At 56.5% G+C, this 24,857-nt stretch carries 25 protein-coding genes; 11 read left to right on the top strand and 14 right to left on the bottom strand.

What is annotated here, in order from left to right; translation table 11 throughout:
* Nucleotides 1–39 precede the first annotated feature (39 nt).
* From kdpB to AC1RSM_RS07270, 3 genes are read left to right on the top strand one after another with little or no spacing between them, the layout of a single operon-like run.
* On the top strand, nt 40–2,064 hold the full coding sequence (gene kdpB, locus AC1RSM_RS07280; protein ID WP_492931491.1) for a potassium-transporting ATPase subunit KdpB: 2,025 nt from the start codon (nt 40–42) through the stop codon (nt 2,062–2,064).
* Between the two features lie 41 nt (nt 2,065–2,105).
* Nucleotides 2,106–4,769: a DUF4118 domain-containing protein gene (locus AC1RSM_RS07275; RefSeq protein WP_492930900.1), complete on the top strand. Its 2,664-nt coding sequence runs from the start codon at nt 2,106–2,108 to the stop codon at nt 4,767–4,769.
* A 2-nt stretch (nt 4,770–4,771) separates the two neighbouring features.
* Complete coding sequence (locus tag AC1RSM_RS07270) at nt 4,772–5,479, top strand: response regulator (protein ID WP_492930898.1); 708 nt, start codon at nt 4,772–4,774, stop codon at nt 5,477–5,479.
* A gap of 167 nt (nt 5,480–5,646) precedes the next feature.
* Here AC1RSM_RS07270 and argF read toward each other — a convergent pair whose 3' ends face one another.
* Nucleotides 5,647–6,588, bottom strand: a complete 942-nt coding sequence (gene argF, locus AC1RSM_RS07265) for an ornithine carbamoyltransferase (protein WP_492930896.1) — start codon at nt 6,586–6,588, stop codon at nt 5,647–5,649.
* A 253-nt stretch (nt 6,589–6,841) separates the two neighbouring features.
* Here argF and AC1RSM_RS07260 point away from each other — a divergent pair, with 253 nt between their 5' ends.
* Nucleotides 6,842–7,156 carry a DUF3579 domain-containing protein gene (locus AC1RSM_RS07260; RefSeq protein ID WP_492930894.1) on the top strand — a complete coding sequence of 105 codons (315 nt, stop codon included), beginning with the start codon at nt 6,842–6,844 and terminating at the stop codon, nt 7,154–7,156.
* A 58-nt stretch (nt 7,157–7,214) separates the two neighbouring features.
* On the opposite strand, the gene AC1RSM_RS07255 is transcribed toward AC1RSM_RS07260, so the two are convergent.
* The 10 genes from AC1RSM_RS07255 to AC1RSM_RS07210 form a co-directional block, all read right to left on the bottom strand.
* On the bottom strand, nt 7,215–8,156 hold the full coding sequence (locus AC1RSM_RS07255) for a 2-hydroxyacid dehydrogenase (RefSeq protein ID WP_492930892.1): 942 nt from the start codon (nt 8,154–8,156) through the stop codon (nt 7,215–7,217).
* A gap of 157 nt (nt 8,157–8,313) precedes the next feature.
* A complete protein-coding gene (rpsT, locus tag AC1RSM_RS07250) occupies nt 8,314–8,577 on the bottom strand; it encodes a 30S ribosomal protein S20 (RefSeq protein ID WP_492930890.1) in 264 nt (87 codons plus the stop codon).
* Nucleotides 8,578–8,635: 58 nt separating this feature from the next.
* Nucleotides 8,636–10,189 carry a murein biosynthesis integral membrane protein MurJ gene (gene murJ / locus AC1RSM_RS07245; RefSeq protein ID WP_492930888.1) on the bottom strand — a complete coding sequence of 518 codons (1,554 nt, stop codon included), beginning with the start codon at nt 10,187–10,189 and terminating at the stop codon, nt 8,636–8,638.
* Nucleotides 10,190–10,206: 17 nt separating this feature from the next.
* The gene (locus AC1RSM_RS07240) at nt 10,207–10,971 is read right to left on the bottom strand and encodes a 3-hydroxyacyl-CoA dehydrogenase (RefSeq protein WP_492930886.1); all 765 of its coding nucleotides are present in this window, start codon (nt 10,969–10,971) and stop codon (nt 10,207–10,209) included.
* 65 nt (nt 10,972–11,036) lie between these two features.
* Complete coding sequence (adk, locus tag AC1RSM_RS07235; protein ID WP_492930884.1) at nt 11,037–11,693, bottom strand: adenylate kinase; 657 nt, start codon at nt 11,691–11,693, stop codon at nt 11,037–11,039.
* 102 nt (nt 11,694–11,795) lie between these two features.
* Nucleotides 11,796–12,560 (bottom strand): 3-deoxy-manno-octulosonate cytidylyltransferase, encoded by a 765-nt coding sequence (gene kdsB / locus AC1RSM_RS07230; RefSeq protein ID WP_492930881.1) that lies wholly within the window; start codon nt 12,558–12,560, stop codon nt 11,796–11,798.
* A gap of 1 nt (nt 12,561) precedes the next feature.
* The gene (locus AC1RSM_RS07225; protein WP_492930879.1) at nt 12,562–12,747 is read right to left on the bottom strand and encodes a Trm112 family protein; all 186 of its coding nucleotides are present in this window, start codon (nt 12,745–12,747) and stop codon (nt 12,562–12,564) included.
* Nucleotides 12,747–13,826 carry a tetraacyldisaccharide 4'-kinase gene (gene lpxK, locus AC1RSM_RS07220; RefSeq protein WP_492930877.1) on the bottom strand — a complete coding sequence of 360 codons (1,080 nt, stop codon included), beginning with the start codon at nt 13,824–13,826 and terminating at the stop codon, nt 12,747–12,749. The genes AC1RSM_RS07225 and lpxK overlap by 1 nt, the downstream gene beginning before the upstream one ends.
* On the bottom strand, nt 13,823–14,227 hold the full coding sequence (locus AC1RSM_RS07215) for an ExbD/TolR family protein (RefSeq protein WP_492930875.1): 405 nt from the start codon (nt 14,225–14,227) through the stop codon (nt 13,823–13,825). The genes lpxK and AC1RSM_RS07215 overlap by 4 nt, the downstream gene beginning before the upstream one ends.
* Nucleotides 14,227–14,832, bottom strand: coding sequence for a MotA/TolQ/ExbB proton channel family protein (locus AC1RSM_RS07210; RefSeq protein WP_492930873.1), 606 nt, complete (start codon nt 14,830–14,832; stop codon nt 14,227–14,229). The genes AC1RSM_RS07215 and AC1RSM_RS07210 overlap by 1 nt, the downstream gene beginning before the upstream one ends.
* A gap of 425 nt (nt 14,833–15,257) precedes the next feature.
* Here AC1RSM_RS07210 and xseA point away from each other — a divergent pair, with 425 nt between their 5' ends.
* Together xseA and sodB are read left to right on the top strand one after the other, a co-directional pair.
* Nucleotides 15,258–16,604, top strand: a complete 1,347-nt coding sequence (gene xseA, locus AC1RSM_RS07205; protein WP_492930871.1) for an exodeoxyribonuclease VII large subunit — start codon at nt 15,258–15,260, stop codon at nt 16,602–16,604.
* A 53-nt stretch (nt 16,605–16,657) separates the two neighbouring features.
* Entirely contained in the window at nt 16,658–17,236 is a 579-nt protein-coding gene (gene sodB / locus AC1RSM_RS07200) for a superoxide dismutase [Fe] (RefSeq protein WP_492930869.1), read from the top strand.
* A 140-nt stretch (nt 17,237–17,376) separates the two neighbouring features.
* Here the strand turns inward: sodB and bfr are convergent, their stop codons facing one another.
* Nucleotides 17,377–17,841, bottom strand: coding sequence for a bacterioferritin (gene bfr, locus AC1RSM_RS07195; RefSeq protein ID WP_492930867.1), 465 nt, complete (start codon nt 17,839–17,841; stop codon nt 17,377–17,379).
* Between the two features lie 211 nt (nt 17,842–18,052).
* Between bfr and AC1RSM_RS07190 the strand changes: the two genes are divergently transcribed.
* The 4 genes from AC1RSM_RS07190 to AC1RSM_RS07175 all read left to right on the top strand — a co-directional run bounded on the left by AC1RSM_RS07190 (nt 18,053) and on the right by AC1RSM_RS07175 (nt 21,694).
* A complete protein-coding gene (locus AC1RSM_RS07190; RefSeq protein ID WP_492930865.1) occupies nt 18,053–19,087 on the top strand; it encodes a DUF1254 domain-containing protein in 1,035 nt (344 codons plus the stop codon).
* Between the two features lie 13 nt (nt 19,088–19,100).
* Nucleotides 19,101–19,934, top strand: a complete 834-nt coding sequence (locus AC1RSM_RS07185; RefSeq protein WP_492930863.1) for an acid phosphatase — start codon at nt 19,101–19,103, stop codon at nt 19,932–19,934.
* 111 nt (nt 19,935–20,045) lie between these two features.
* On the top strand, nt 20,046–20,840 hold the full coding sequence (locus AC1RSM_RS07180) for a hypothetical protein (protein ID WP_492930861.1): 795 nt from the start codon (nt 20,046–20,048) through the stop codon (nt 20,838–20,840).
* A 62-nt stretch (nt 20,841–20,902) separates the two neighbouring features.
* Nucleotides 20,903–21,694 (top strand): transporter, encoded by a 792-nt coding sequence (locus tag AC1RSM_RS07175; RefSeq protein WP_492930859.1) that lies wholly within the window; start codon nt 20,903–20,905, stop codon nt 21,692–21,694.
* A gap of 63 nt (nt 21,695–21,757) precedes the next feature.
* Here the strand turns inward: AC1RSM_RS07175 and AC1RSM_RS07170 are convergent, their stop codons facing one another.
* Nucleotides 21,758–22,735 carry an AraC family transcriptional regulator gene (locus AC1RSM_RS07170; protein ID WP_492930857.1) on the bottom strand — a complete coding sequence of 326 codons (978 nt, stop codon included), beginning with the start codon at nt 22,733–22,735 and terminating at the stop codon, nt 21,758–21,760.
* A 419-nt stretch (nt 22,736–23,154) separates the two neighbouring features.
* On the opposite strand from AC1RSM_RS07170, the gene pcaF reads away from it, so the two are divergent.
* Nucleotides 23,155–24,360: a 3-oxoadipyl-CoA thiolase gene (gene pcaF / locus AC1RSM_RS07165; RefSeq protein ID WP_492930855.1), complete on the top strand. Its 1,206-nt coding sequence runs from the start codon at nt 23,155–23,157 to the stop codon at nt 24,358–24,360.
* On the opposite strand, the gene AC1RSM_RS07160 is transcribed toward pcaF, so the two are convergent.
* Nucleotides 24,361–24,831: a DUF192 domain-containing protein gene (locus tag AC1RSM_RS07160; RefSeq protein ID WP_492930853.1), complete on the bottom strand. Its 471-nt coding sequence runs from the start codon at nt 24,829–24,831 to the stop codon at nt 24,361–24,363.
* Nucleotides 24,832–24,857: the final 26 nt, after the last annotated feature.

The following is a 24,857-nucleotide window of genomic DNA, read 5'->3' as shown; positions in this document are numbered from 1 at the left end:
ACCTCGCCAGTTGCCCAGCAGCCTTCAGGTCTTCAGGCCATGCCCTGGGGACGGGTGTGCAAAGAAGCGTTCAAAAAACTGTCTCCACGCGTACAGTTTAAAAATCCGGTGATGTGTGTTGTCTACTTGGGCAGCATCGTGACCAGCTTGCTGGGTGCGCAGGCGCTGATGGGGCAGGGGGAGGCGCCCGCCGGTTTTATCTGGGCTATTGCAGCCTGGCTCTGGTTTACGGTGCTGTTTGCCAATGCAGCTGAGGCTGTGGCGGAAGGTCGGGGCAAAGCCCAGGCGGATGCCCTGCGTTCGACGCGGAAACGTGTGCTGGCCCAAGTCCTGAAAGAACCTTCCCGTGAAAGCCGCTCCTGGCCTGTGCCCAGCGATGAACTGGTGGTGGGGGCCTTTGTACTGGTCGAAGCCGGCCAGATCATTCCCGCTGATGGTGAAGTCTTGCAAGGTGCCGCTTCGGTGGATGAGTCGGCTATTACCGGTGAGTCTGCGCCGGTGATCCGCGAGTCCGGAGGGGATTTTTGTTCCGTCACGGGTGGCACCCGTGTGCTGTCCGATTGGCTTGTGATGCGGGTCACGGCCAAACCCGGCGAGGCCTTTCTGGATCGCATGATTGCCATGGTGGAAGGGGCTAAGCGTGGCAAGACGCCCAACGAAATCGCCTTGAATATTTTGCTGGTCGCCCTGACCCTGATCTTTCTGCTGGTTGTGGTCACCTTGCTACCGTTTTCCAGCTTTGCAACCGTGCTGACCGGAGCAGGTACGCCCGTCACTATCACGGCCCTGATCGCTTTGTTGATTTGCCTGATTCCAACCACGATTGGCGCTTTGCTCTCGGCTGTCGGGGTGGCAGGCATGAGCCGGATGATGAAAGCCAATGTGCTGGCCACCTCCGGGCGTGCGATTGAAGCGGCGGGCGATGTGGATGTGCTGCTGCTGGACAAGACCGGCACGATCACCCTGGGAAATCGGGAAGCATCCGCCTTTTTGCCGGCTCCGCAGATTAGCGAACAGGTATTGGCGGATGCGGCGCAACTGGCCTCATTGGCCGACGAAACGCCAGAAGGCCGATCTATCGTGATCTTGGCCAAACAGCGTTTCAACCTGCGTGGTCGTGAGTTGCAGGGTGCCCAGACTATCGCGTTCAGCGCGCATACCCGAATGAGCGGGATTGATCTTGAAGGCCGTCAGATACGCAAGGGGGCTGCCAATACCATGCGCGCCTATGTCGAGTCCTTGGGCGGGATCTTCCCGCAAGAGCTGGATCAACTGGTGGATGAGGTTGCCCGACGTGGCAGCACGCCGCTGGTGGTCGCCGACGGCAGTCAGGTGCTGGGTGTAGTGGAGCTGAAAGATATTGTGAAAGGCGGCATCAAAGAGCGTTTTGCCGAGTTGCGTGCCATGGGCATCAAGACGGTGATGATTACCGGTGACAACAAGCTAACAGCCGCCGCTATCGCAGCGGAGGCTGGGGTGGATGATTATCTGGCCGAGGCTACGCCCGAGGACAAGTTGCGCTTGATTCGCCGTTATCAGGAGGAAGGCCGTCTGGTCGCGATGACAGGAGACGGCACGAATGATGCCCCCGCACTGGCGCAGGCGGATGTGGCCGTCGCCATGAATAGCGGCACCCAAGCTGCTAAGGAGGCCGGCAATATGGTGGATCTGGATAGCAATCCGACCAAGCTGCTGCGCGTGGTGGAAGTAGGCAAGCAGATGATCATGACACGCGGTGCTTTGACGACGTTTAGTGTGGCCAACGACCTTGCCAAGTACTTCGCTATTATCCCGGCCGTTTTTGTGGCGACGTATCCCGCTCTGGGGGCGCTCAATGTCATGCAGCTGCACAGCCCGTCCTCGGCTATTTTGGCGGCGGTGATTTTCAATGCGCTGATTATTCTTGCCTTGATTCCCTTGGCCTTGCGGGGGGTGAAATATAGGGCTGAACCGGCCAGCCGTTTGCTCAAACGCAACCTGCTCATTTACGGCTTGGGTGGGCTGATTGCCCCTTTCATTGGCATCAAACTGATCGATCTGTTGCTGACTCCTTTTTTTGGATAAGAGCGTAAGATCAATAGCAATTTTTATGGATGGGAACACCCATGTCGCTTGAGGAAAGGCCCGACCCGGACGAGCTGCTGCAGGTGGTCGGTGAAGACCCGCACCGGCCACGGCGTGGGCAACTCAAGATTTTCTTTGGGGCTTGTGCGGGCGTAGGCAAAACCTACGCCATGCTCAAGGCGGCACATCAATGCCAGTCCGAAGGGGTGTCGGTGGCGATCGGCATTGTAGAAACTCACGGCCGCCAGGAAACTGAAATTTTGACGCAGGGCTTGCCCGTCCTGCCACGCAAGACGTATCAGCGCCAGGGCCGGACGATGAGCGAGTTCGATCTGGATGCGGCCTTGGCATCGGGCTACCAGCTTGTGCTGGTGGATGAACTGGCACATAGCAATCTGGAGGGCAGCCGTCATGCCAAGCGTTGGCAGGATGTGGAAGAGCTGCTGGATGCGGGCATTGACGTGTATACCGCGCTGAATGTACAGCACTTGGACAGCTTGAACGAGGTCGTGGGTGGCATCGTGGGAATCCGGGTTCGGGAGACGGTGCCAGATCGGATTTTTGACCGGGCCGCTGATGTCCTGCTGGTGGATCTGCCACCTGATGATTTGCTGGCCAGGTTAAGTGCCGGAAAGGTGTATCTGCCTGATTCGGCGGCTCAAGCCAAGCAGAACTTCTTTAGGCGTGGAAATTTGATTGCCTTGCGGGAGTTGGCCTTGCGTCGGGTAGCGGACCGCGTCAATGCTGATGTGCATGTGTACCGCATTTCCCATGCCATACGGACTGTGTGGCCCACACGGGAGCTGCTGATGGTGTGCGTAAGCGCCAATAGCGCCCAGGAAGCTTTGATTCGGGAAGGCGCTCGTCTGGCGCAGCAATTGCAGACGCCGTGGATTGTGCTGCATGTGGACACGCCGCAGGAAAGTGGGCAGATCAAGGCACAAGAGGCTCTGGTGCGGCTGGCAGCTTGTGCGCAACATGCGGGGGCGGAGTTTGCGAATCTGGCTGGGCAAGACGTGGCGCATACAATCTTGGCCTATGCGCGTCAGCGCAATGCGACCAAATTGATTCTGGGTAATTCCTCGGCCCGCTCTCCCTGGCCTTGGCGTCTTGGCCTTTCCGAGCGTCTTGCGCGTAGCAATCCCGAGATTGGCTTGTTGCTGGTTCGGGTAGAAGGGGTTTCAAGACCGATACGACCACTGGAGCTGGAGCCGCCCATGCAACAGGGCAAGGCCCTGCTGATCGCGTCCGCCATCTGTGTGGCGACGGCTTTTTTGGCTGAGCAACTCTCACGCTTCTTTGACTTGTCCAATGTGATCATGCTGTTTCTGATCACCGTGGTCTTTATCGCGCTGCGTTTAGGGCGTTTGGCTGGGGCCTGGGCGTCCTTATTATCGGTCGCCTTTTTTGACTTCTTTTTTGTCGAACCCCGTTTTTCCTTTTCAGTGACGGATACGCAGTACGTCTTTACCTTTGGCGTCATGCTGATTGTGGCCCTGGTGATTGGGCAGTTGGCAGCGAAATTGCAGGCCGAGGCCCGAGCCGCGCGTGATGGTGAGCGCAGAGCAGCCGCCCTGACGCGTGTCAGTCGAGACCTGGCCGGGGCATTAGCGCTGGAGCAAGTGCTGGCAGTCTGCCGGGATACTCTGGAGCCTTTGTTTGAAATGCAGTTGGTGCTGGTTGTGCCAGATCAGCACAATCAGTTGCTGGCTACACGCCATGCCGGTTTTGTGGAGCTGTCCGTTGCCCAGTGGGTGTTTGAGCATATGGAGCCTGCCGGTAATGGCACGGAGACCTTGAGCGGTGCCAGTGCCTTATATCTGCCCTTGAAAGGCCCTATGGCCCCGCGCGGGGTGCTGGTTGTGCAGTCGGGAGGCGCGGCATCCTTGAGCACACCGGATGGGCGCCGCTTGCTGGACGCTTGTTGCTTTACGCTGGCGCAGGCGTTAGAGCGTATCCACTATGTCGAAATAGCCCAAGATACGATTCTGCGCATGGAAGGCGAAAAGATGCGTAATACCTTACTGTCGGCGGTCTCTCATGATTTGCGCACGCCTTTGACGGTGATTCGAGGTTTGGCTGAAACGCTGGAACAAGCCAAGGGTTTAAGCGAAGCAGAACGCAGCGATATTGCCCGCTCTATACGGATCGAGTCCGATGAGCTACGCCGTCAGGTGTCCAATTTATTGGATCTGGCGCGCATGCAAAGTGAGGGAGTCAAATTGCACAAAGAATGGCATGTCCTGGGTGAAATTGTCGGGATTGCTGTGGCCCGCTGTGCGGCAGCCTTGCAGCCGCGCAAAATAAAGACGGAGTTCGCTGCGGATTTGCCCTTGGTGGAGGTGGACGGTGTGATGCTGGAGCGGGTGGTGACGAACCTTTTGGATAACGCTGCCAAGTACACGCCCGTGGACAGTACGATCACCTTGCGTGGCCTGTGCTCAGGGGGCTCCATGTATTTGCTGATCAGTGATGATGGGCCTGGCTTGCCCCCCGGCGATCCAGAGCGTCTGTTTGACACCTTTACACGCGGCCAAAAAGAATCGTCGGTAGCTGGAGTGGGGCTGGGCTTAGGACTTTGCCGCGCGATTATCGCGGCGCACGGTGGTACGATCAGCGCCAAACCACGTCTCCCCAAGGGAGTGACGTTCGAGATCCGTTTGCCCTGGCGCGAGGCCCCGCGTGTGGAGGGGGATGAAGAATAGCGATGACTAAAGCTCAGATATTGATTGTGGAGGACGAAGCCAATATTCGTCGTTTCATCCGAATTGCACTGGAGCAGGAGGGCATGTCTGTTATCGAGGCAGCTTCCTTGGCTCAAGCTCGTATGGATGCAGCCACGCGGCGTCCTGATTTGATGATTGTGGATCTGGGTCTACCGGACGGAGACGGCAAGGATTTGATTCGTGATCTGCGCAGCTGGGTGCATTCGCCTATTTTGGTGCTGTCCGCCCGGGATCGGGAAGACGAAAAGGTGGCAGCCTTGAACGCGGGGGCGGATGATTATCTGGTTAAACCCTTTGGCGTACCGGAACTACTGGCTAGAATACGCGCCTTGCTCCGGCGTTCTCAGCTGGTTCCGAATGCTCAGGTAGCTTCTTCGCGGGTGGGCTTTGGCAAGGTGACGGTGGATTTGGCATCCCACGAAGTGACGCGCGATGGGCAGGCTGTACACCTGACGCCGATTGAGTTTCGCTTGCTAAGCGCCTTGATCCGAGGACACGGTAAGGTGCTGACCCATCAGCACCTGCTGCACGAAACTTGGGGAGCCGCCTATTCGGATCGGCCCCATTATCTGCGGGTGTACATGATGCAGTTACGCCAAAAGCTGGAGCAGGATGCGGCACAGCCCAAATACTTGCTGACAGAGTTGCAGGTTGGATATCGCTTGGCGGGTTTGGAAGTGGCTGAATAGCTTGCCCAGGCGCGCTCAAGCCTCAGACGGTGTGCGCTATCGATGGACTACACCAAGATATCGGGCTGATCAGTAAGAGTGGTCCGGACTGGGGCCAAGGAATGAAAAAGGGGATGCAGTGCATCCCCTTTTTTGATCGACAGAGATCTGTCTTGAGCACCTAAGGCTTACGCCTGCTGTGGCCCCAGAATCAAGAATTCCATCAATGCTTTCTGTACGTGCAGGCGGTTTTCAGCCTCGTCCCAGACCACGCTTTGTGGGCCGTCGATGACTTCACCCGTCACTTCCTCGCCACGGTGGGCGGGCAGGCAGTGCATGAAGATGGCCTCGGGATCAGCCACATCCATCATTTCCTGATCGACACACCAATCGGCAAAGGCTTTGCGACGCTCTTCGTTCTCGTCTTCGTAACCCATGCTGGTCCACACGTCCGTGGTAACCAGGTGGGCGCCTTTACAAGCTTCCAGCGGGTCGTCGAATTCGCGCAGAATGCTGGCATCGTGATTGCCGGTACGGGCCGGGTCCAGATGGTAGCCGTTAGGGGCAGACACATGTAGGGTGAAACCCAGGATTTCTGCCGCTTGCAACCAGGTGTACGCCATATTGTTGGCGTCCCCAATCCAAGCCACTGTCTTGCCCTTGATATCGCCGCGATGCTCGATAAAGGTGAAGATATCGGCCAGGATCTGGCAAGGGTGAAATTCGTTGGTCAGACCATTGATGACGGGTACACGCGAATGAGAGGCAAAGCGCTCCAGGCGGGTCTGCTCAAAGGTACGAATCATGACGATATCGACCATGCGCGACACAACGCGTGCGGTATCTTCAATAGGTTCGGAGCGGCCCAGCTGCGAGTCCGTGGTGGTCAGGTGAATGACCGAACCGCCCAACTGGTACATACCGGCTTCAAACGAAACCCGGGTACGCGTGCTGGCTTTTTCAAAGACCATCGCCAGGGTGCGGTCGTGCAATGTGTGGTGCGGCTGATAGCGTTTGAACTTGTCTTTGATCAGGCGTGCGCGTTCCAGCACATATAAAATTTCGTCGTGAGAAAAGTCGCGAAATTGCAGAAAGTGCCGAAGCGGTCCTGCTTGCACGATGGCATCCATAAAAAAATCCTGCGGATAAAGAAAGCCATCTTAACCTGTCCGGCTATTTAGAGCAAAGACAGCACGTTAAAGGCAATTGGTGACTGCCTGGATTTGGAATAAAAGAATAGGGCAAAGCAATGATTAGTAATGAATTGTCAAGCGGCTAATTTATTGAATCCCGGGCTTTGCGTGGCCGCGATCGGATACAATGCGGAGCGAGAAAGGAAAAGGTGCAGCGTTACCTGAACTGCACGATTAGCCATTAATTGTTATGACAGAGCCAGTGAAGCAACTTGTAATCCATGGTGTGACCCGGCAGGATCAGCGCTTTCGCCCCAGTGACTGGGCAGAACGCTTGGCCGGTGTAATGTCCCAATTTCGTCCAGCCGGGGCGATGGGTGGTCATCTGACTTATTCGCCCTATGTGGTGCCGCGTTTGATTGATGGCGTGCGATGTGTGGTAGTGGATGCGCGCTTGCGGGAACTAGAGCCTTTGGCCTGGAAATTCGTCTGTGGTTTTGCTGAAGATAATAATTTAAAAACCAGCGGCATCGATCCTGACAATATGGATCCGGTAGATTCCTGATCACAGACAGATCTGAAAGCATGTCGCCACTGCCAAGACGGCCGGCGACATGACTTATTTACACGGTAAGCGGAGTCAGTACCTTGCCGGTTTTTTGATAATTCAAAATATTACCCAAGGCCAGCGAGAGCATGGCTTCGCGTGTCTCGTGGGTTGCACTGGCGGTATGCGGTGCCAGCACCACCTGATTTAGCTCGCGTAGAGCCTGTGGGACTTGGGGTTCGTTCTCAAAAACGTCCAGGCCCGCAGCGGCCAAACGTCCTTCCTGCAAGGCAGCGATCAGGGCACTTTCATCTACAACACTGCCTCGGGCGATATTGACCAGAATTCCTTTGGGGCCCAAGGCGTTCAGCACATCAATATTGATCAAGCCCCGTGTCTCGTCTCCACCTACGGCCGCAATCACCATAATGTCCGCCCAATGGGCTAGTTCAATCAGGGATGGTTCGTAATGCCAAGGCACTTCGTGACGAGGGCGACGGTTGTGGTAGCGCAGTTCCATATCGAAACCACTGGCGCGTCGGGCAATGGTCTGGCCAATCCGGCCCAGGCCCACAATACCCAGCTTCTTGCCGCTGACCCGGGTACCCAAGCCGAAACCATTGGGGCTATCCCACCGCCCGGCACGTACATAGCGGTCGGACTCGCTCACGCGACGGGCAGCGTCCAGCATTAAGGCCCAAGCCATGTCGGCTACGCAATCATTCAGAACATCGGGGGTGGTGCTGACCTGGATGCCGCGTTGGCGGGCCGCCTGTACGTCGATGGAGTCGTAGCCTACACCGACACTGCAAATCGCTTTTAAAGCGGGCAGGCGGTCCATCAGGGAGGCTGGGGTCGCGTTGACAGCGCTGGTCAGCAATACCTGGACACGTGCAAGCTGTTCATCAGACAGCGGTGTCAGGTCTTGAAGGGCAAGGCGCTCGAAGTGACGATCGATTTCGTCAAAGGAGGGGTGCTGGGCCAAAGATGCCAGTTGCAGCACGATGGGACGTGTCATGGGGACTCGCTAGTAAAAACGCAAATCCATAACTTAGCATGATTGGCCTGCTTGTCCGGGCAATGGTTTTGTGGCTAATAAAAAAGGGGTGCAAAGCACCCCCTTTTTAACTGGTTTTTAGGCCAGAGCCGATTAAACCATTAAAAATCTTCTGCAATCAGGCCAAAGCCTTGATAGCGGAGGACAGGCGGCTCTTGTGGCGGGCAGCCTTGTTCTTGTGAATGATGTTCTTGTCGGCGACGCGATCAATGATGCTGGTCGCTTTGCGGAAAACTTCGTTAGCAGCAGTTTTGTCGCCGGCGTCGATAGCCTGACGAACGCGCTTGATGGCGGTACGCAGCATGGAACGGATGCTGGCGTTGTGTTTGTTGCGAGCCACTGCCTGGCGGGCGCGCTTGCGTGCTTGTGCGGTATTAGCCATGTTTTTAGTAAAGCCTAAGTTTTAAAGTTTAATCGGCAAAGACAATTATTCTAGGACATCAAGTCCGCTTTGTAAAGTAAGAGGGCCGAAAGCCTACTATAAACAACATTCCTAAATAGGCAATCCCGCTGGCGACCAGCACTGCAGCCAAGTACAGCACACGCAGCAAGGGCGTGGCTCCCAGGGCAATCCAGTCCAAGTAATGTTGGGCCAAAAGCAGTACCGCGGCCAGTGCACACAGGGCCGGAATCATCTTCAGGAAAAAGCGTAACCAGTCATGATTGGGCTGATAAATGCCTCGTTTCAAGAGCAGCACCAGCAAGGTCAAGGCATTGATGGTGGCACCCAGGCCAATCGACAGGGCCAGGCCCGCATGGGCAAAAATGGGGACCAGCAGCAGGTTGAACAACTGGGTAATGATCAGAACGCCAATGGCAATGCGCACCGGGGTGCGGATGTCTTGCCGAGCATAAAAGCCTGGGGCCAGAATTTTGATGGCCAGCAAACCCACCAGGCCGACAGAGTAGGCGCCCACAGCCAGCTTGGTTTGAGCCACATCGGCAGCGCCGAAAGCACCGTAATTGAATAAGGTGGCAACCAGACCGTCAGAGAGCAGGGCCATTCCCAACGCGGCTGGCAAGCCTAGCAGCAGCACTAGACGCAGGCCCCAGTCCAGCAGGCCGCTGTAGTGTTTGGTGTCTTGGCCAGCATGAGCAGCGGACAGCTTGGGTAGCAAGACCGTACCTAGAGCCACGCCCAGCAGGGCGGTGGGGAACTCCATCAGGCGGTCAGCAAACGACAGCCAGGTGACGCTACCGGACTGCAACCAGGTGGCGATATTGGTATTGATGAGCAGGGAAATCTGCGCCACGGACACGCCCAGAATGGCGGGCAGCATTTGCTTGAGAATGCGCTGGACGATAGGGTCGCGGCGCGCTTCGCCAAGGCGAAATGAAAAGCGGGGCAAAAGTCCCAGCTTGGACAAGGCCATCCATTGCACCAGCAACTGGGCAAAGCCGCCGACCATGACGCCCACGGCCAGCGCATAAATAGGCGTATCCATGTGCTGGGCCAGGAAAATACTGGCGGCAATCATGGATAAATTCAGCAGGATGGGGGTAAAGGCAGGAACAGCGAAGCGGCTCCAGGTGTTGAGCACCGCGGAGGCAAAGGCCACCAGCGACATGCAGATGATGTAGGGGAACATCATGCGCGTCATGTCGATGGCGGCATTAAATTCGGTGTGGCGCTCCGGGGCCGTCATGCCACTGGCCATTGCGCTGACCACCCAGGGGGCGGCCACCATGCCAATGGCGGTAACCAGCATGACCGCCACTGTCAGCAGCAGGGCGACTCGGTCCAGCAATTGCTGGACCTTGTCTTGTTCGTGCTCTTTGCGTACCTGTCCCAGGATGGGAACAAAAGCTTGCGAAAACGCGCCTTCTGCAAACAAGCGTCGCAGCAGGTTAGGGATGCGAAAAGCGACCCAGAACGCGTCTGTGAGGGGGCCCGCCCCGAAGGCGCGGGCAATCAAAATATCGCGTGCCAGTCCGGTAATGCGAGACAGCAGCGTCAGGCCACTGATCGTGGCCGCCGAGCGAAACAAACCCATTGGTGCTGATTAAAAACTTATTTTGGTGCCATGCGAATGGCGCCATCCAGACGGATGGTTTCACCATTGAGCATTTCATTGTTGATGATGCTCTGAACCAACTGCGAGAAGTCCTCGGGGCGGCCCAGGCGGGAAGGGAAGGGGATGCTGGCTGCCAGGGAGTCCTGAACTTCCTGGGGCATGGCAAACATCATGGGGGTGCCAAAGATGCCGGGGGCGATTGTCATGACACGAATACCGGTTTGAGCCAGGTCACGGGCCAAAGGCAGGGTCAAGCCGACCACGCCGGCCTTGGAGGCACCATAAGCCGCCTGACCAATCTGACCATCATACGCCGCTACCGACGCAGTATTGATCAGCACGCCGCGCTCGCCAGAGGCCTCGGGGGTGTTGTTGCTCATGGCGGCAGCTGCCAGACGACACATATTGAAGGTGCCGACCAAGTTGATCATGACCGTTTTTTGGAACAGGTCCAGGCTGTGGGGGCCATTGCGACCGACGGTACGCGAAGCAGGAGCCACACCCGCACAGTTGATCAAGCCAAACAGGGGGCGGTCGCTGTCCTGGCAAGCCAGGTCCACAACGGCCTGAGCATCTTGCTCCAAGGTCACGTCGCAGCGCTGATAGTGTTGACCCAATTCTTTGGCCAGCGCCTGGCCAGCTTCGTCCTGAATATCGGCGATCACCACGCGGGCGCCGTTTTCAACCAGCATGCGTACTGTGCCAGCACCCAAACCGGATGCGCCACCCGTGACAATAAAAGTCTTGTTATTGATTTGCACGAACTTGTCTCCCTTGGATAATAAACAACCGGCCCTTTTGGGGCCGGTTGAGTCTTGATTTGGCTTTAGCTTGCCAGGGCGTCCAGAATGCGCTGGCGGATCTCATCGACGCTGCCTACGCCGGAAATTTTGCGATAGGCCGGTGCCTGCGGGTCGCCGGTGGCTGACCATTGCGAGTAGTAATCGACCAGAGGGCGGGTCTGCTCGCGATAGACAGACAGGCGGTGGCGAACGGTTTCTTCGCGGTCATCGTCGCGCTGGAGCAAAGGCTCGCCCGTGACATCATCCACACCGGGGGTTTTGGGTGGATTAAAGGTAACGTGGTAGCTGCGACCGCTGGCAGCGTGGATACGACGGCCGCTCATGCGTTCAATGATGCTTTCTTCGGGTACGTCGATTTCGATCACGAAGTCCAGTTTGACCTGGGCGTCCTTCAAGGCGTCTGCTTGAGGAATCGTGCGGGGGAAACCATCGAACAGGTAGCCAGGTTCACAGTCAGCTTCTTTCAGACGGTCGCGAACCAGTCCGATGATGATGTCATCCGAAACCAAACCGCCGGCGTCCATAATTTTTTTGGCTTCTACACCCAACGGGGACTGGGCTTTGACAGCGGCACGCAACATATCGCCCGTAGAAATTTGTGGAATACCAAATTTCTCGGTAACGAAAGCGGCTTGAGTGCCTTTGCCGGCACCAGGGGGCCCGAGCAGTATTAGTCGCATGAATTCCTCCAAGAAATGCGTCCATCCGATTCCCGCTTGAGTATGATGCAATGCAACATATTTCGCGCATTTTTTATTCGGATAGAGCAGAAAAAAGATCTTTTATAACCGATTTGCGAAGTGAGCGCGTACTCTTTCCAGGTCTTGCTCGGTGTCCACCCCCGCTGCAGGAATCTCCTGGAGACGGTGAACCATAATCTGAAAGCCGTTTTCCAAGGCCCGCAGCTGCTCCAGCGACTCGAAGTGTTCTAGTGGCCCGCGTGGTAGCTGAGCGTACTGCTGCAAGAAGCGATTGCGGTAGGCATAAAGGCCAATATGGTGCAATGCGGGAAGTCCGTCAGCCAGCACCCGTTCGCCACTGGCCAGGGCATCCCGTGCCCAAGGCATGGGGGAGCGGGAAAAGTACAGGGCACGGCCCTGCAAGTCGCACACCACCTTGACGGCATTGGGATTGAAGAGCGTTTCTGCGTTCTTGACGGGTGCTGCCAAGGTGGCGATATCGGCCTGGGCATGGCGGGCTAGCAGCTCGGCAGCCGCATCGATATGCTCAGGCAGAATCAAGGGTTCGTCGCCCTGCACATTGACCACAATCTCGTCTGAGCTCAGTTCCAAAGAACGGGCAGCCTGGGCTAGTCGGTCGGTGCCGGTCGGGTGGTCCGCGTCCGTCAGCAAGGCCTGAAAGCCATGTTCCTGAACGGCTTGCAACACCTGTTCGGAATCTGTGGCCACCCAGACCTGACGCGCGCCGCTACGTGCAGCTTGCTCGGCACAACGCACAATCATGGGCTTTCCGGCAATGTCGGCCAGGGGCTTGTTAGGAAGTCGGGTAGAACCCAGGCGAGCGGGGATGATGACGGAAAAAGTCATGTCAGTTGTTGGTCTGTTCCTGGGCGTCCAGTTGGCGAGCTTCGTTGATCAGCATGGTCGGGATGCCGTCCACGACGGGAAAGGCCAGTTTGTCAGCCTTGCAGATCAATTCTTCTTTTTCACGATCGTGACGCAAAGGGCCTTTGCACAAGGGGCAGACCAGCACTTCAAGTAGGCGTGTTTCCATTATTTAGCTCCGGGTAAAGAGGGGGAGGTTAAGCACCGTTGGCGCAGCAGGCCGTCCAGTTCAGCAATCCAGTCAGGGTTGGAGAATACAGGCTGGACGTCAACGACCCACAAGCGCGGGTCTTCCATATGCTGGCATTTTACGGCGTCTTTACGGGTAATCAGTACAGGCCCGGCATGCAGCGGGCTGAAGTCTTGCGTGTGCAAGGCGGCATGGTCGGGCAGGGCGAAGGTGTTGCTCAGGCGCAGGCCGCCGTGACGCAACATGGTGAAAAAGCGTTCGGGCTGACCAATGGCCGCCAGGGCTTGAAGCTCCTGCTGGCCATACGCCTGGCACCAGTCCGTCCAGTCCAGCCGGCGTCCGGAGAACAGGTGCTCCACTTGGTAGGGCCGCAGACTCATGCTCAAGGCTCGGCCCGGCTCGGCAGGTTCAGGGGTAGGGGGCAGAGCCTGGTCGGCCACAATTTGGGTAATCAACCAATCTGCCCGACGCAAGCGCTCGGGGGGCTCGCGCAAGGGGCCTGCAGGCAATAAGCAGCCATTGCCAACACCCCGGCCGTCTTGCACTACGACTTCCATATCACGCTGCAAGGCCAGATGCTGCAGGCCATCGTCCGAGATAATCAAGTTCACTGTTGGAAAAGCCTTCAACAAGGCTTGGGCCGCCAAGGCGCGGCGTGGGTGCACCGCAATCGGCGCCTGGGTTTGTGCCGCAATCAAGGCCGGCTCATCACCAAACTGCTCGGCCGCTAACTGGCCTTGCCCCACGCGGGGACTGGGGCCTATGTCGATACCATAACCACGGCTAACAATGCCGGGCGTCCAGCCCAAAGCCCGTAATTGCTCGGTCAGGGCCAGCACGACCGGGGTTTTGCCCGCGCCGCCCACAATAATATTGCCCACCACAATGACTGGCACCGGGCTGCGATAGGACGCGCTGGGGTCCGTGTCGAAGCGTTTTTGTTTACGCCGCACCAATACGCCCGCAAGCGCGGAAAGTGGGCGCAGGAGCCAGTTGAACCAACCTGGAGTTTGCCATTGGCGGTGCAGCCAATGAGTCAGGCGAACACGCACACTCATGGGGCTTGCGTTGCAAAATGAATGCGGTGAATGCCAGCTTGGCGCGCGGCTTCCATGGCTTGCACAACGGCAAAGTGGGGCGCCTGGGCATCGGCCAGAATCAGCAAGCTGCTGCTTTCTTCCGTTCTTTCGGAGGACAGCGCCTGACTCAAAGGGGCCCCCGAGCTGGCGTCCAGCCAAAGACCATTCAAGGCATAGCGCCCGTCCTGACTGATTGCCAAGAGCAGATCGGCTGCTTGGGCGGCTTGAGCCTGAGCTTGGGGCAAGGATACATCCAGCTGACGATGGCGCACGAAGGTACTGCTGGCGGCCAGGAAAATCAGCACGACCAGCAACACATCAATCAAGGGCACCAGATTCAGTTCCAGCGCGTCCTGGTCTTGGGCTCGGCGAAAGCGCATCAGGCGATCCTTTGAGCGACTAAACGGTCCAGGCTACCGGCTTCGCTTTCCAGACGGTGCAAGAGGTAATCGGCACGGCTGCGGAAATAGCGATGAAAAATCATGGCCGGAACGGCAATCAGAATCCCTAAGGCGGTGTTGTACAGGGCAACGGAGATTCCACGGGCAATCAGGCTGGGGTCGCCGCCGCTGGGATCATAGGCGGCAAAAATATCGATCATGCCAATGACGGTACCAAATAATCCCAGCAAGGGCGCAATCACCGCGATGGTGCCTAACGCCGGAATGTATTTGTTCAATTGGTAGCTGATGTCTTGGCCTTCTGCTTCGACCGCTGCTTCGCGTAAAGCAGCAGTTTGATGGCGATTTTGTAGTACGGTGGCTAATATTCGACCCAGCGGGGAGTTGTCGTACAAACGGGGCAGGGACTCGTCCTGAATCCGGTTTTGCGCGGTGAGCTCGCTAATCTGACGCGCCAGACCTGACGGTAAAATGCGTTTGCTACGCAGCGCCAAAGCGCGCTCCAGGATCAAGCCCAGAGCAAGAATAGAGCAAGCCAGCAAAAACCAGACGGGCCAGCCAGCGGCGTGGATCAAAGTAAGCACGGGTCGATTATCCGGTTGCGAAATAAATCAGCGCTTATTGTAGAGCCCCTGTCCGTATTGCGGGAATGTTCTGGCTGGAGCGCGGTACACTTTACGGTCCATTTCCCGATTCCTGCGCCAAACCTCTGATGTATTTGAGGTAATAGGTCCAGTGCTAAAACTATCCACAAAAACTGTGGATAATTCTGTGTATAAAACATCCCATAGTGGCTCGGGCGGTGGTTTAGAGGTTCTCTGGCTAATTTTCGACCACCTGCGTGTTTTTTTAAATAGTGTTTAAATTCAGTGGCTTATGGGTTTTCAATAAAGTATTGCATCAGCTATTGGACGGAAGCCGTTGTCTTGTCATCTATTTGACAAAAGCATGACAGTTGTGGATACGAGCCGGTGGAAAACTACCCTGGGGCGAGTCAAAAACAAAGAATATGATGCATTATCAAGAAGCTAGAGCGCCAGCGGTCTGGACGGTGGCACAGTTGAACCGCCGCGTCAGCCAATTGCTGGACGAGCATATGCCTGTGGTGTGGGTCAGCGGTGAAGTGTCCAACTTTACCCAGGCCGCCTCCGGGCATTGGTACTTTTCCATCAAAGACGACAAGGCCGCGGTGCGCGCTGTCATGTTTCGTGGCAAAGCTCAGGCCGTGGGCTTTGTGCCGCGTGCGGGCGAACGCTTTGAATTCCGGTGTTCAGTCAGCTTATACGAGCCGCGCGGAGATTTTCAGGTTCAGGTGGATGGCATGCGCCGCGCCGGTCTGGGGGATCTGCACGAAGCGTTTTTGCGTCTGAAAGCTCAGTTGCAAAGCGAAGGCCTGTTTGAGCCGGAGCGCAAGCGGCCCATCGCAAGCTTGCCTCGCTGTATCGGCATTATTACTTCCCTGGCTGCTGCCGCCTTGCGCGACGTGCTGACTGCGCTAGAACGACGTGCGCCCCATGTGCGCATTATTGTGTACCCCGCGCCGGTGCAAGGTGCCGAGGCGCCGTCGCGCTTAAGACAGGCGCTGGAAACCGCCATTGAGCGCGCCGAAGTGGATACGCTCTTGCTGGTCCGGGGGGGCGGTAGCCTGGAAGACCTTTGGGCATTTAACGACGAAGGCCTGGCGCGTCTGATTGCGGGCAGTCCTATCCCTATTATTAGTGGGGTGGGGCACGAGACCGACTTCACTATCGCCGACTTTGTGGCTGACTTGCGCGCGCCGACCCCTACCGCGGCGGCTGAACTGGCCTGTTTAGGGCGCGAGCAGTTACTGGAACAAGTGCAGGGGCGATTGGGTGCGTTGAGCTATGGGGTACAGCGCCATATCGAGCGGGCTTCGCTGCGTTTGGATCGGGCGGTGGCCAAGCTGGTGTCCCCGCACCAACGTCTGGCACAGCAGCAACAGCGCCTGGATCATCTGGTTCAACGCATGGAGCGCGTCGCTCGCAGTGTGCCGGATGCAGCCCGTTTGCGGCTGGTAACGGTCAAGGCGCGGTTAGAGCGCAGCATTCCGCAACTTACGTCAAGACAGCAAAATCTGAATATGCTTTTCCAGCGGCTGGATAAAGGTTTGGACCATGCCCTGGTTTTGCGCCGTCAGCGCTTGGCCGCTGCCCAGCAAACGCTACAAGCCTTGTCGCCTCGCCTTATCATCAATCGTGGATATGCCATAGTCAGGGATAGCGAGGGGAAAGTTGTAAAAAATGCGTTAGACTTAAACATTGGTGAACGACTCGATGTCGAGTTGAGTCGCGGTCATGTGTCTGTGGATGTGGTGCGCACGCACGATCTGCTCTAGGCTGCGTCGTCCTTTTCGGATACCAAACTCGGTTTTTATTAGAAGGAATTGAAATGGCATTTACTCTTCCAGCTCTTCCCTACGAACTCAACGCCCTTGAGCCACATATCTCCAAAGAAACCTTGGAGTATCACTACGGCAAGCATCATCAAGCTTACGTTACCAACCTGAACAATCTGGTTGCCGGCACTGAGCTTGAAAATGCTTCCCTGGAAGATGTGGTCAAGAAGTCCTCCGGTGGCGTGTTCAACAACGCTGCTCAGGTTTGGAACCACACGTTCTACTGGAACAGCCTGTCTCCTAACGGCGGTGGCGCTCCTACAGGCAAAGTGGCTGATGCCATCAACGCCAAATGGGGCAGCTTTGATGCGTTCAAAGAAGCCTTCACCAAGTCTGCCGTTGGCAACTTCGGTTCGGGCTGGACATGGTTGGTCAAAAAGGCCGACGGCTCCCTGGATATCGTCAACACCAGCAACGCTGGCACGACCCTGACATCCGATGACGTCGCCCTGATCACCTGTGATGTCTGGGAACACGCGTACTACATCGATTACCGCAATGCTCGTCCTAAGTACCTGGAAATTTTCTGGAACTTGGTGAACTGGGACTTTGCCGCTAAAAACCTGGGTTAATCACCTGGGCTGACAGCAGCGCTCAATGTAGCGCTGCCAGAAAACAAAAAACCGCCATGCAATGATTGCTGGCGGTTTTTTTGGGCTTCAGTTCGGCGCATGTCCCCGCCTTGAGGGGCGGGGTACGCCGCTTTGACGCCTTACATTTGCGACTGCTGGTAGTTTTCCAGGCCGACTTTTTCAATCAGGCCTAATTGTTTCTCCAGCCAGTATGTATGGTCTTCTTCCGTGTCGCGCAATTGGGCCAGAATGATGTCGCGTGTAACGAAGTCGCTGGCAGATTCGGCCAGTTCAATGCCTTTGCACAGCGCGGCACGAACTTCATATTCCAGCTCAAGATCCTTGCGCAGCATGCTTACTACGTCCTGTCCCGGTTCGAACGCGTTAGGGCGCATGTCGGGAATGCCATCGAGCATCAGGATGCGGCGGATCAGGGCGTCAGCGTGCTGGGTTTCCTCTTCCATTTCGTGGTTCATGCGTTCGTAGAGCTGGGTGAAGCCCAGGTGCTCGTAAAAGCGGGAATGGATAAAGTACTGGTCGCGCGCTGCAAGTTCGCCGCGCAACAACTGGTTCAGGTAGCTGATAACTTCAGGATTGCCGTGCATGGTGATTAGCCTATAAGAGTATGCCAATGCCGAAAGTATGCCATGGGGGTCTGTGCTCTGTGGCACCAAATGGCAAGCCCGCCCGGAAACATTCTTATACAGTCTGCTTTGTGTATTCCCAGCTCCTTGCGTGGTCACTCTTTCTGGATTTATCTGGCAGGGCCCCGGAGCTGGATAAAAGAATAATTCTTCATCTGCTCAAGGGGTCAACATGTCCTATTCATCCGCCGTCTCTGGACTGGCATTGGTGCTATCAACCGTGGCTGCTGCGCCAGCCCTGTCGGCTTCCGATGCCGCCATTCCAGTCAATGTCGAGAACTTTATTCGTGCCGAATCCGATCTCTACATGGGCAAAATGGTGGCTGATGGTGCCTTGGGGAAATTTGTGCACAGCCGGGAGCCCGTCTCGGTTGATGCGCAAAGCGTCATTCGCATGAATCGCGATACCTTGTATTCATCGGCTGTATTTGATCTGGATGCAGGCCCCGTTACCGTGACCCTGCCCGATGCCGGGGAGCGCTATATGTCCATGCAAGTGGTCAGCGAAGACCACTTTATCCCGGCTTTCAATTACGCCGCGGGCGATTACGTACTGAACAAAGAAAACATTGGCACCCGCTATGTGTTTGTTTTGATCCGTACCTTGGCTGATCCAACGGACCGCAAGGATTTGGATCAGGTGCACGTCTTGCAAGACGCCATCAAGGTCAAGCAGGCCAAGGTGGGCGAATTCGTCGTGCCTAAATGGGATGCTGCTAGCCAGAAAAAAATACGAGATGCGTTGCTTGTGCTGGGTGATAGCAGTCCTCATTATGAGAAAGCCTTCGGCCCCAAGGGATCGGTGGATCCGATTCAGCATTTGATTGGTACCGCCACAGGCTGGGGTGGAAATCCTGCCAAAGATGCTACTTATTTAGGGGGCGATGTTCCGGTCAACGACGGCAAAACTTTCTACCGTATGACGGTGGGCGAGGTGCCCGTCAAGGCATTCTGGTCGGTAACGGTCTATAACGCCGAAGGCTATTTTGAGAAAAACCCCTACGACGCGTACTCCCTGAACAGTCTGACCGCCAAAAAACAGGCAGATGGCAAGGTAGTGATTCAGTTTGGTGGCTGCGACGGCAAGGTTGAGAATTGCCTGCCCATCGTACCGGGCTGGAATTTCACCATCCGTCTTTACCAACCTGGCGAGGAGTTTCTGAGCGGTCGCTGGAGTTTCCCGAAACTTGAACCCCTTGCTCCTTAAGTCGAGGCTGATTATGGCTACTGTATTGCGTGTTCGTCCCGCCTTGTTAGGCCTTGTGGGTGGTTTCTTGATGTTGTCGTCTGCTCAACTGCAGGCCCAGCTCTCGCCACAACTGGAAGCTAAAGTGACTGACCCTCACTTCAAGCTGGCGCCTGGCTATTTGAAACAGGCTGATTTGCCCGATAGCTTGATGTTGCTGGGGCCTCCGCCTGCTAAAGACAGTGCGGCGTTTGCCCGTGATGAAGAGGCTCGCCAGGCCGCGCTGGCTATCAAGGAATCGGCCCGGTGGGCTTTGGCCAGACAGGATGCCGATCTGGTGTTCCCACGGCCGGCTCAAAACTATTCCTGCGCCCTGGGGGTTCAGATCAGCGAGGTCAACACGCCCATTATTTATCGCATGATGCAGCGTTTGCTGACGGATGCGGGCCTGTCTACCTATGGGGTGAAGAATAAGTATCAGCGCACACGCCCCTTTGCGCTGCATCAGGAAGGGACATGTACGCCAGGCGATGAAGACCTGTTACGTAGCGACGGCTCTTATCCATCGGGCCACACGGCAGCTGGCTGGGCTTGGGCGCTGGTGCTGACACAGATCAGCCCGGAACGAAGCAATGAGCTGCTGGCTCGTGGTCTGTCTTTTGGTCAAAGCCGCGTTGTTTGCAATGCCCATTGGCTAAGTGATGTGGATGCAGGGCGCGTGATGGGGGCGGCGACGGTAGCTCGTTTGCAAAGCGAAGAAGCTTTCCAGGCTGACATCCTGGCCGCTCAACAAGAGCTGGCCAAAGCGAAAGCTGCCCAAGGTAATGAGCCCCTAAATTGCGCTGCGGAGTCCGCCGCGCTGTCGTAACGCTACTGATCAGGCCCCTGTATTTCCTCCCATTGTGGCTGTGTCACCGATGCCGCTAGCTTTACGCTGCGCACCGGCATGGGGGGGACGGGCCCTGCTGAGGGGGAAATAATGAGACTTTCTATTGCAGCATCGCTTATGGCTGCTGCGCTAGCGGCAGCGTCAGGCGCTGCCTGGGCGCAGTCGTCCACCAGGACATCTGGCTCTTTGGCGTTGGAACCCGCTGAAGGCGGATCGTCATGGCAGTTCAGTGTCAGCCCATATTTTTGGATGGCCGGTATTCAGGGCACATCGGGGCAGTTCAATTTGCCGCCAGCGGAAATGAAGTCCGATTTCGGGCAAATTTTTAATGAGCTGGATTTTGCCTTTATGGGCATTGTGGAAGCGCGCCAAGGTCCGTACAGCATCTTGGGCGATCTGGCCTACACCAAAACATCCTTGAAAAATGCCACCCCCAAAGGTGTGCTGGCGGGCAAGGTGGGTGTGACGTCGGAAGCATTTTCAAGCTTGCTGGCGGGGGGCTATACGGTTTACCAGTCAGAGCGCGGCCATCTGGATGTGATTGCGGGGGCGCGACTGTGGAACGTCAAAACCAAGATGCGTTTTCAGGGCGGGCTGCTGGATGGCGTCAGCCGACGCGACAGCGCTACTTGGGTTGATGTGGTGGCAGGCCTGCGCGGAAATTATTTCCTGACCAACAAGGTCTACATGATGGCTTGGGGCGCAGTGGGGGCGGGGCAAGCCGATCTGGATTGGGATGTGGCCGCCGGCTTTGGCTATCAGCTTCAGAAAAACCTGTCTTTGACTGCAGGCTACCGCATGCAAGGTGTGGATTACAGCAAGGATGGCTTTGTATTTGATGTCATTCAGAAAGGGCCAATCCTGGGTCTGACTTACCGATTCTGATCAGGTGCAACAAGCAGCCGGGCAAGTCCTTGGCAGGGCCATTATAAAAAAAGGGAGGTGGTATGGCATTCATGCGAATGGCATTGTGTTTAGGATTGGTGGGGCTGATGGGTGTCAGCCATGCCGAGGAGGCCGGGCTGGCAAAACAATTGGCCAATCCGGTGGCGGCGATGATAAGCGTGCCGTTTCAGTACAACTACGACTCAGGTTATGGCTCTGAAAAAGGTCATCGCTCGGTCCTGAATATTCAGCCGGTTATCCCCATTTCCGTCAATCAGGATTGGAACCTGATCTCGCGCACTATTTTGCCGGTGATCGATCAGCACAATATGGTCGGGGAATCCGGCAGCCAGTCAGGCCTGGGGGACATTACGCAAAGTTTTTTCCTCTCGCCCAAAGAGCCCACGGCTAGCGGCTTGATCTGGGGTGCCGGGCCTGCCTTAGTGCTTCCTTCGGCCACGGACTCGATGTTGGGCGGCAAGAAATGGGGGGCGGGGCCAAGTGCGGTGTTGCTCAAGCAAGAGGGCGGCTGGACATACGGCTTGTTGGCCAACCACATCTGGTCTTTTGCGGGTAATAAAGATCGCAAGGACGTCAGTGCCACCTTTATGCAGCCTTTTGTGTCGCACACTACGGCGGATGCCTGGACCTTTGGGGTGGATACCGAAAGCTCTTATGACTGGAAGGATAAGGATTGGGCGGTGCCAGTGAACTTCACAGTGTCCAAAATGGTCAAGTTCGGCACGCAACCCGTCAGCTTTCAGTTGGGAGCACGCTATTGGGCGACTGCGCCAGACAACGGCCCTACAGGTTGGGGTGTCCGGGCAGGAGTTACGTTTTTGTTCCCTAACTAAGGCGTGAGGCTACGTGCTCACCGAGGCAGGAACTGATTCGAACTGAATGCGGCTGTCGCTCTTTTAGGCTAGCGCCGCATCGGGGTAGCGCGAGGGTGCGCTGCCCGTCCAGCGTTTGAAGGCGCGGGTGAAGTGAGCCTGATCGCTATAACCCACCATGTAGGCAATCTCGGTGGCGGTATAGCGGCCAGTGGCCATCAGCAGCAGAGCTTGGCTGCGCCGGGTTTCATCGCGCAAGGCATCGAAATCAAAACCGCAGTATTTCAGGCGGCGCTGCAAAGTACGTGCCGACAAGCCCACTCGCTTTGAGACGGGGTCCAGCTTGGAAAGCTCTTGGTCTGAAATATTCTGGAGCAGCAGATCCGCTGTTTTGATGGTGGACTGCAAGGCGTCTGTTGTTTTCCAGGCCTCGTCGCGAGTGTGGGTGAGCGGTTCTGCCAATAGATCGCGGTCAAACTCGATCATATTGTATTGAGCGTTGGTGAAAATATTGGGTCCTAGACACTCTTCCAGCGCCGCATCGCCTTTTCGTCGGGATGCCTTGACATGGACTTGTACGGCGGAGGGCTCTCCTGCCATCAGCGGCACTTTGCGCAGAACCGCCAGGCTACCCAAAATAAATTGTCCGGGGTCTTCCTCGTATTGTCCTGTGAACTGGTGAATCATCTTGATGCGGCGGCCTTCGGTGACGATCTTGACCTCCCCGCCCTGGTGCAACATGGTGGCATGGGTGGAGGCCAAGGCACAGGCTTGCGCAATATTGCTGGATCGCATAATGAGCTCGCCCCAGGTGCCCAGGGAACGAATCTCGGTCAGGTGGCCCACATAGGCGCCGCTGAATGAATCCTGGGCGATGGCAGCCATCTCATTGGCAATACGAAAGCAGGCCGCACGCGGCAGCCAGGTATCCGGATTTTGAAAAATATTGATGGAAATGCCCAGGCGCTGGAAGAAATCCAGCACAGATACACCCCGCATCGCCAGATAGGGCGCCATTTGAAGCATGCTTCGGAGCTTGATGCAGGGTACGGGGGTAGTCATACGCAGTCACGCCTATCTATAAAGCGGCCATGCACCGGATGCCCTTTCATGGATGTGGGCATAAGAGTGAAATGATCGATTCCTCGGGGGCAAATTCCTGCTGGTGCTGCGTAAGGCAGGTGGGTATCGTCGCCAAGTGTAGCTGGACGTATCAGAAATTCGCAAGCGCGTGAAAATAGGGATTGAATCCGGGGCTGATCTTGTGTGTAGTGTGGAGATAGGGTGCCCAAAAACCTGCCGCCGTTTTTCATGCAACTACCCCAGCCGGAATTAGAAAAACTAAATTGACCGCTGAGTGGACAGGCTTGATGACCGTGAAAATACCGCCTGCGCTCAGGCGCTACTATCAAAACAGTAGATTCTGAGCGCGCTTCATAGCGCTCTTGCGTGATTTTATTCAAGTTATCAGGGTGAATTTCATGAGTCAGGACGCCTTTATTTGTGACGCAATTCGTACGCCTTTCGGACGTTATGGCGGTTCGCTGTCCGCTGTGAGGGCGGATGACTTGGGTGCGGTGCCTATCGCTGCGCTCATGAAGCGCAATCCTAATGTCGATTGGAGCAAGCTGGACGACGTGATGTATGGCTGCGCTAATCAGGCGGGTGAAGACAACCGCAACGTCGCTCGCATGTCCGCCTTGCTGGCCGGGCTGCCTGTGGATGTGCCGGGCGTAACCTTGAACCGTCTGTGTGGTTCGGGCCTGGATGCCATTGGTTCGGCGGCTCGCGCCATCCGTGCGGGTGACGCGTCTTTCATTTTGGCTGGTGGCGTGGAAAGCATGAGCCGCGCTCCCTTTGTAATGGGCAAGGCTGATTCGGCTTTTTCCCGTAACGCGGCCATTTATGACACCACGATTGGCTGGCGCTTCATCAACAAGGCCATGAAAGAGCAGTACGGCGTGGATTCCATGCCAGAGACGGCTGAAAACGTGGCTCAGCAATTTAATGTGTCGCGTCACGATCAGGACGTCTTTGCCTTGAACAGCCAGCTGCGCGCTGCGGCGGCTCAAGAAGCCGGGATTCTGGCCGAGGAAATTACCCCTGTCATCATTCCCCAGCGCAAGGGCGATCCGATTGTGGTGGACAAGGACGAGCATCCTCGTGCGACAACCATGGAATCGCTGGCCCGCCTGAAGCCTGTAGTGCGCGCAGACGGCTCTGTGACTGCTGGTAATGCCTCGGGTGTGAATGACGGCGCCTGCGCCTTGCTGGTGGCCAATCAGGCCACAGTGCAAGCTCAGGGTCTGACTCCTCGTGCTCGCGTGGTGGCAATGGCCTTTGCCGGTGTAGAACCGCGCATCATGGGCATTGGTCCTGCTCCTGCCAGCCAGAAGGTGTTGGCTTTGGCTGGTTTGACGCTGGATCAAATGGATGTCATCGAGCTCAATGAAGCTTTTGCGGCCCAAGGTCTGGCGGTAACCCGTATGTTGGGTCTGGCAGACAACGATCCGCGCGTGAACCCTAATGGTGGTGCCATTGCTTTGGGCCACCCTCTGGGTGCCAGCGGTGCGCGTCTGGCGATTGCCGCGATCAATCAATTGCATCGCACAGGCGGACGCTACGCCTTGTGCACCATGTGTATTGGTGTCGGTCAAGGCGTGGCCTTGATTCTTGAGCGTGTCTAATTAAGGTTGCTGGACAGGCAGGCCGGTGATTCGTTCGCCGGCCTTTTTATTGGCTTGCTTGAACCAGCCTTGCTCCATCTCCAGAGCATAGCGAACCGCTTGCACCGGGCAGTGAGATTGCAGATCAAAAGGCTGCATGGCCTCAATGTTGGTGATCGTGCCATCTTCGGTGATGAAGGCAATATCCAGCGGCAGGGGGGTGTTCTTCATCCAGAAGCAGGGCATGCCTGTTTCTTCAAAGACAAAGAGCATGCCGTGATCGGTGGCCAGGCTTGTCCTGTTCATCAAACCCTGGGCACGAGTCTCGTCCCGGTCGGCCACTTCAGCCTGAATAGTGTGTGAACCCAGACCCAAGGTAAGGCTGGGAAGCGTGTTTTGTGCCTGCGCAGACGAGCCCATGACCAGGGCCGTCAGGATGCAAGCAAAAAAAACAGGGCGCGCAGGCCCCGTGTCTGTAATGCGATACTGCATGTATTGCAAACCTGCTTTTGTTAGAA

The organism is Alcaligenes sp. GW821-FHT11D07 (genome assembly GCF_058808495.1).
This window is presented reverse-complemented; position numbering and strand designations above follow the sequence as displayed.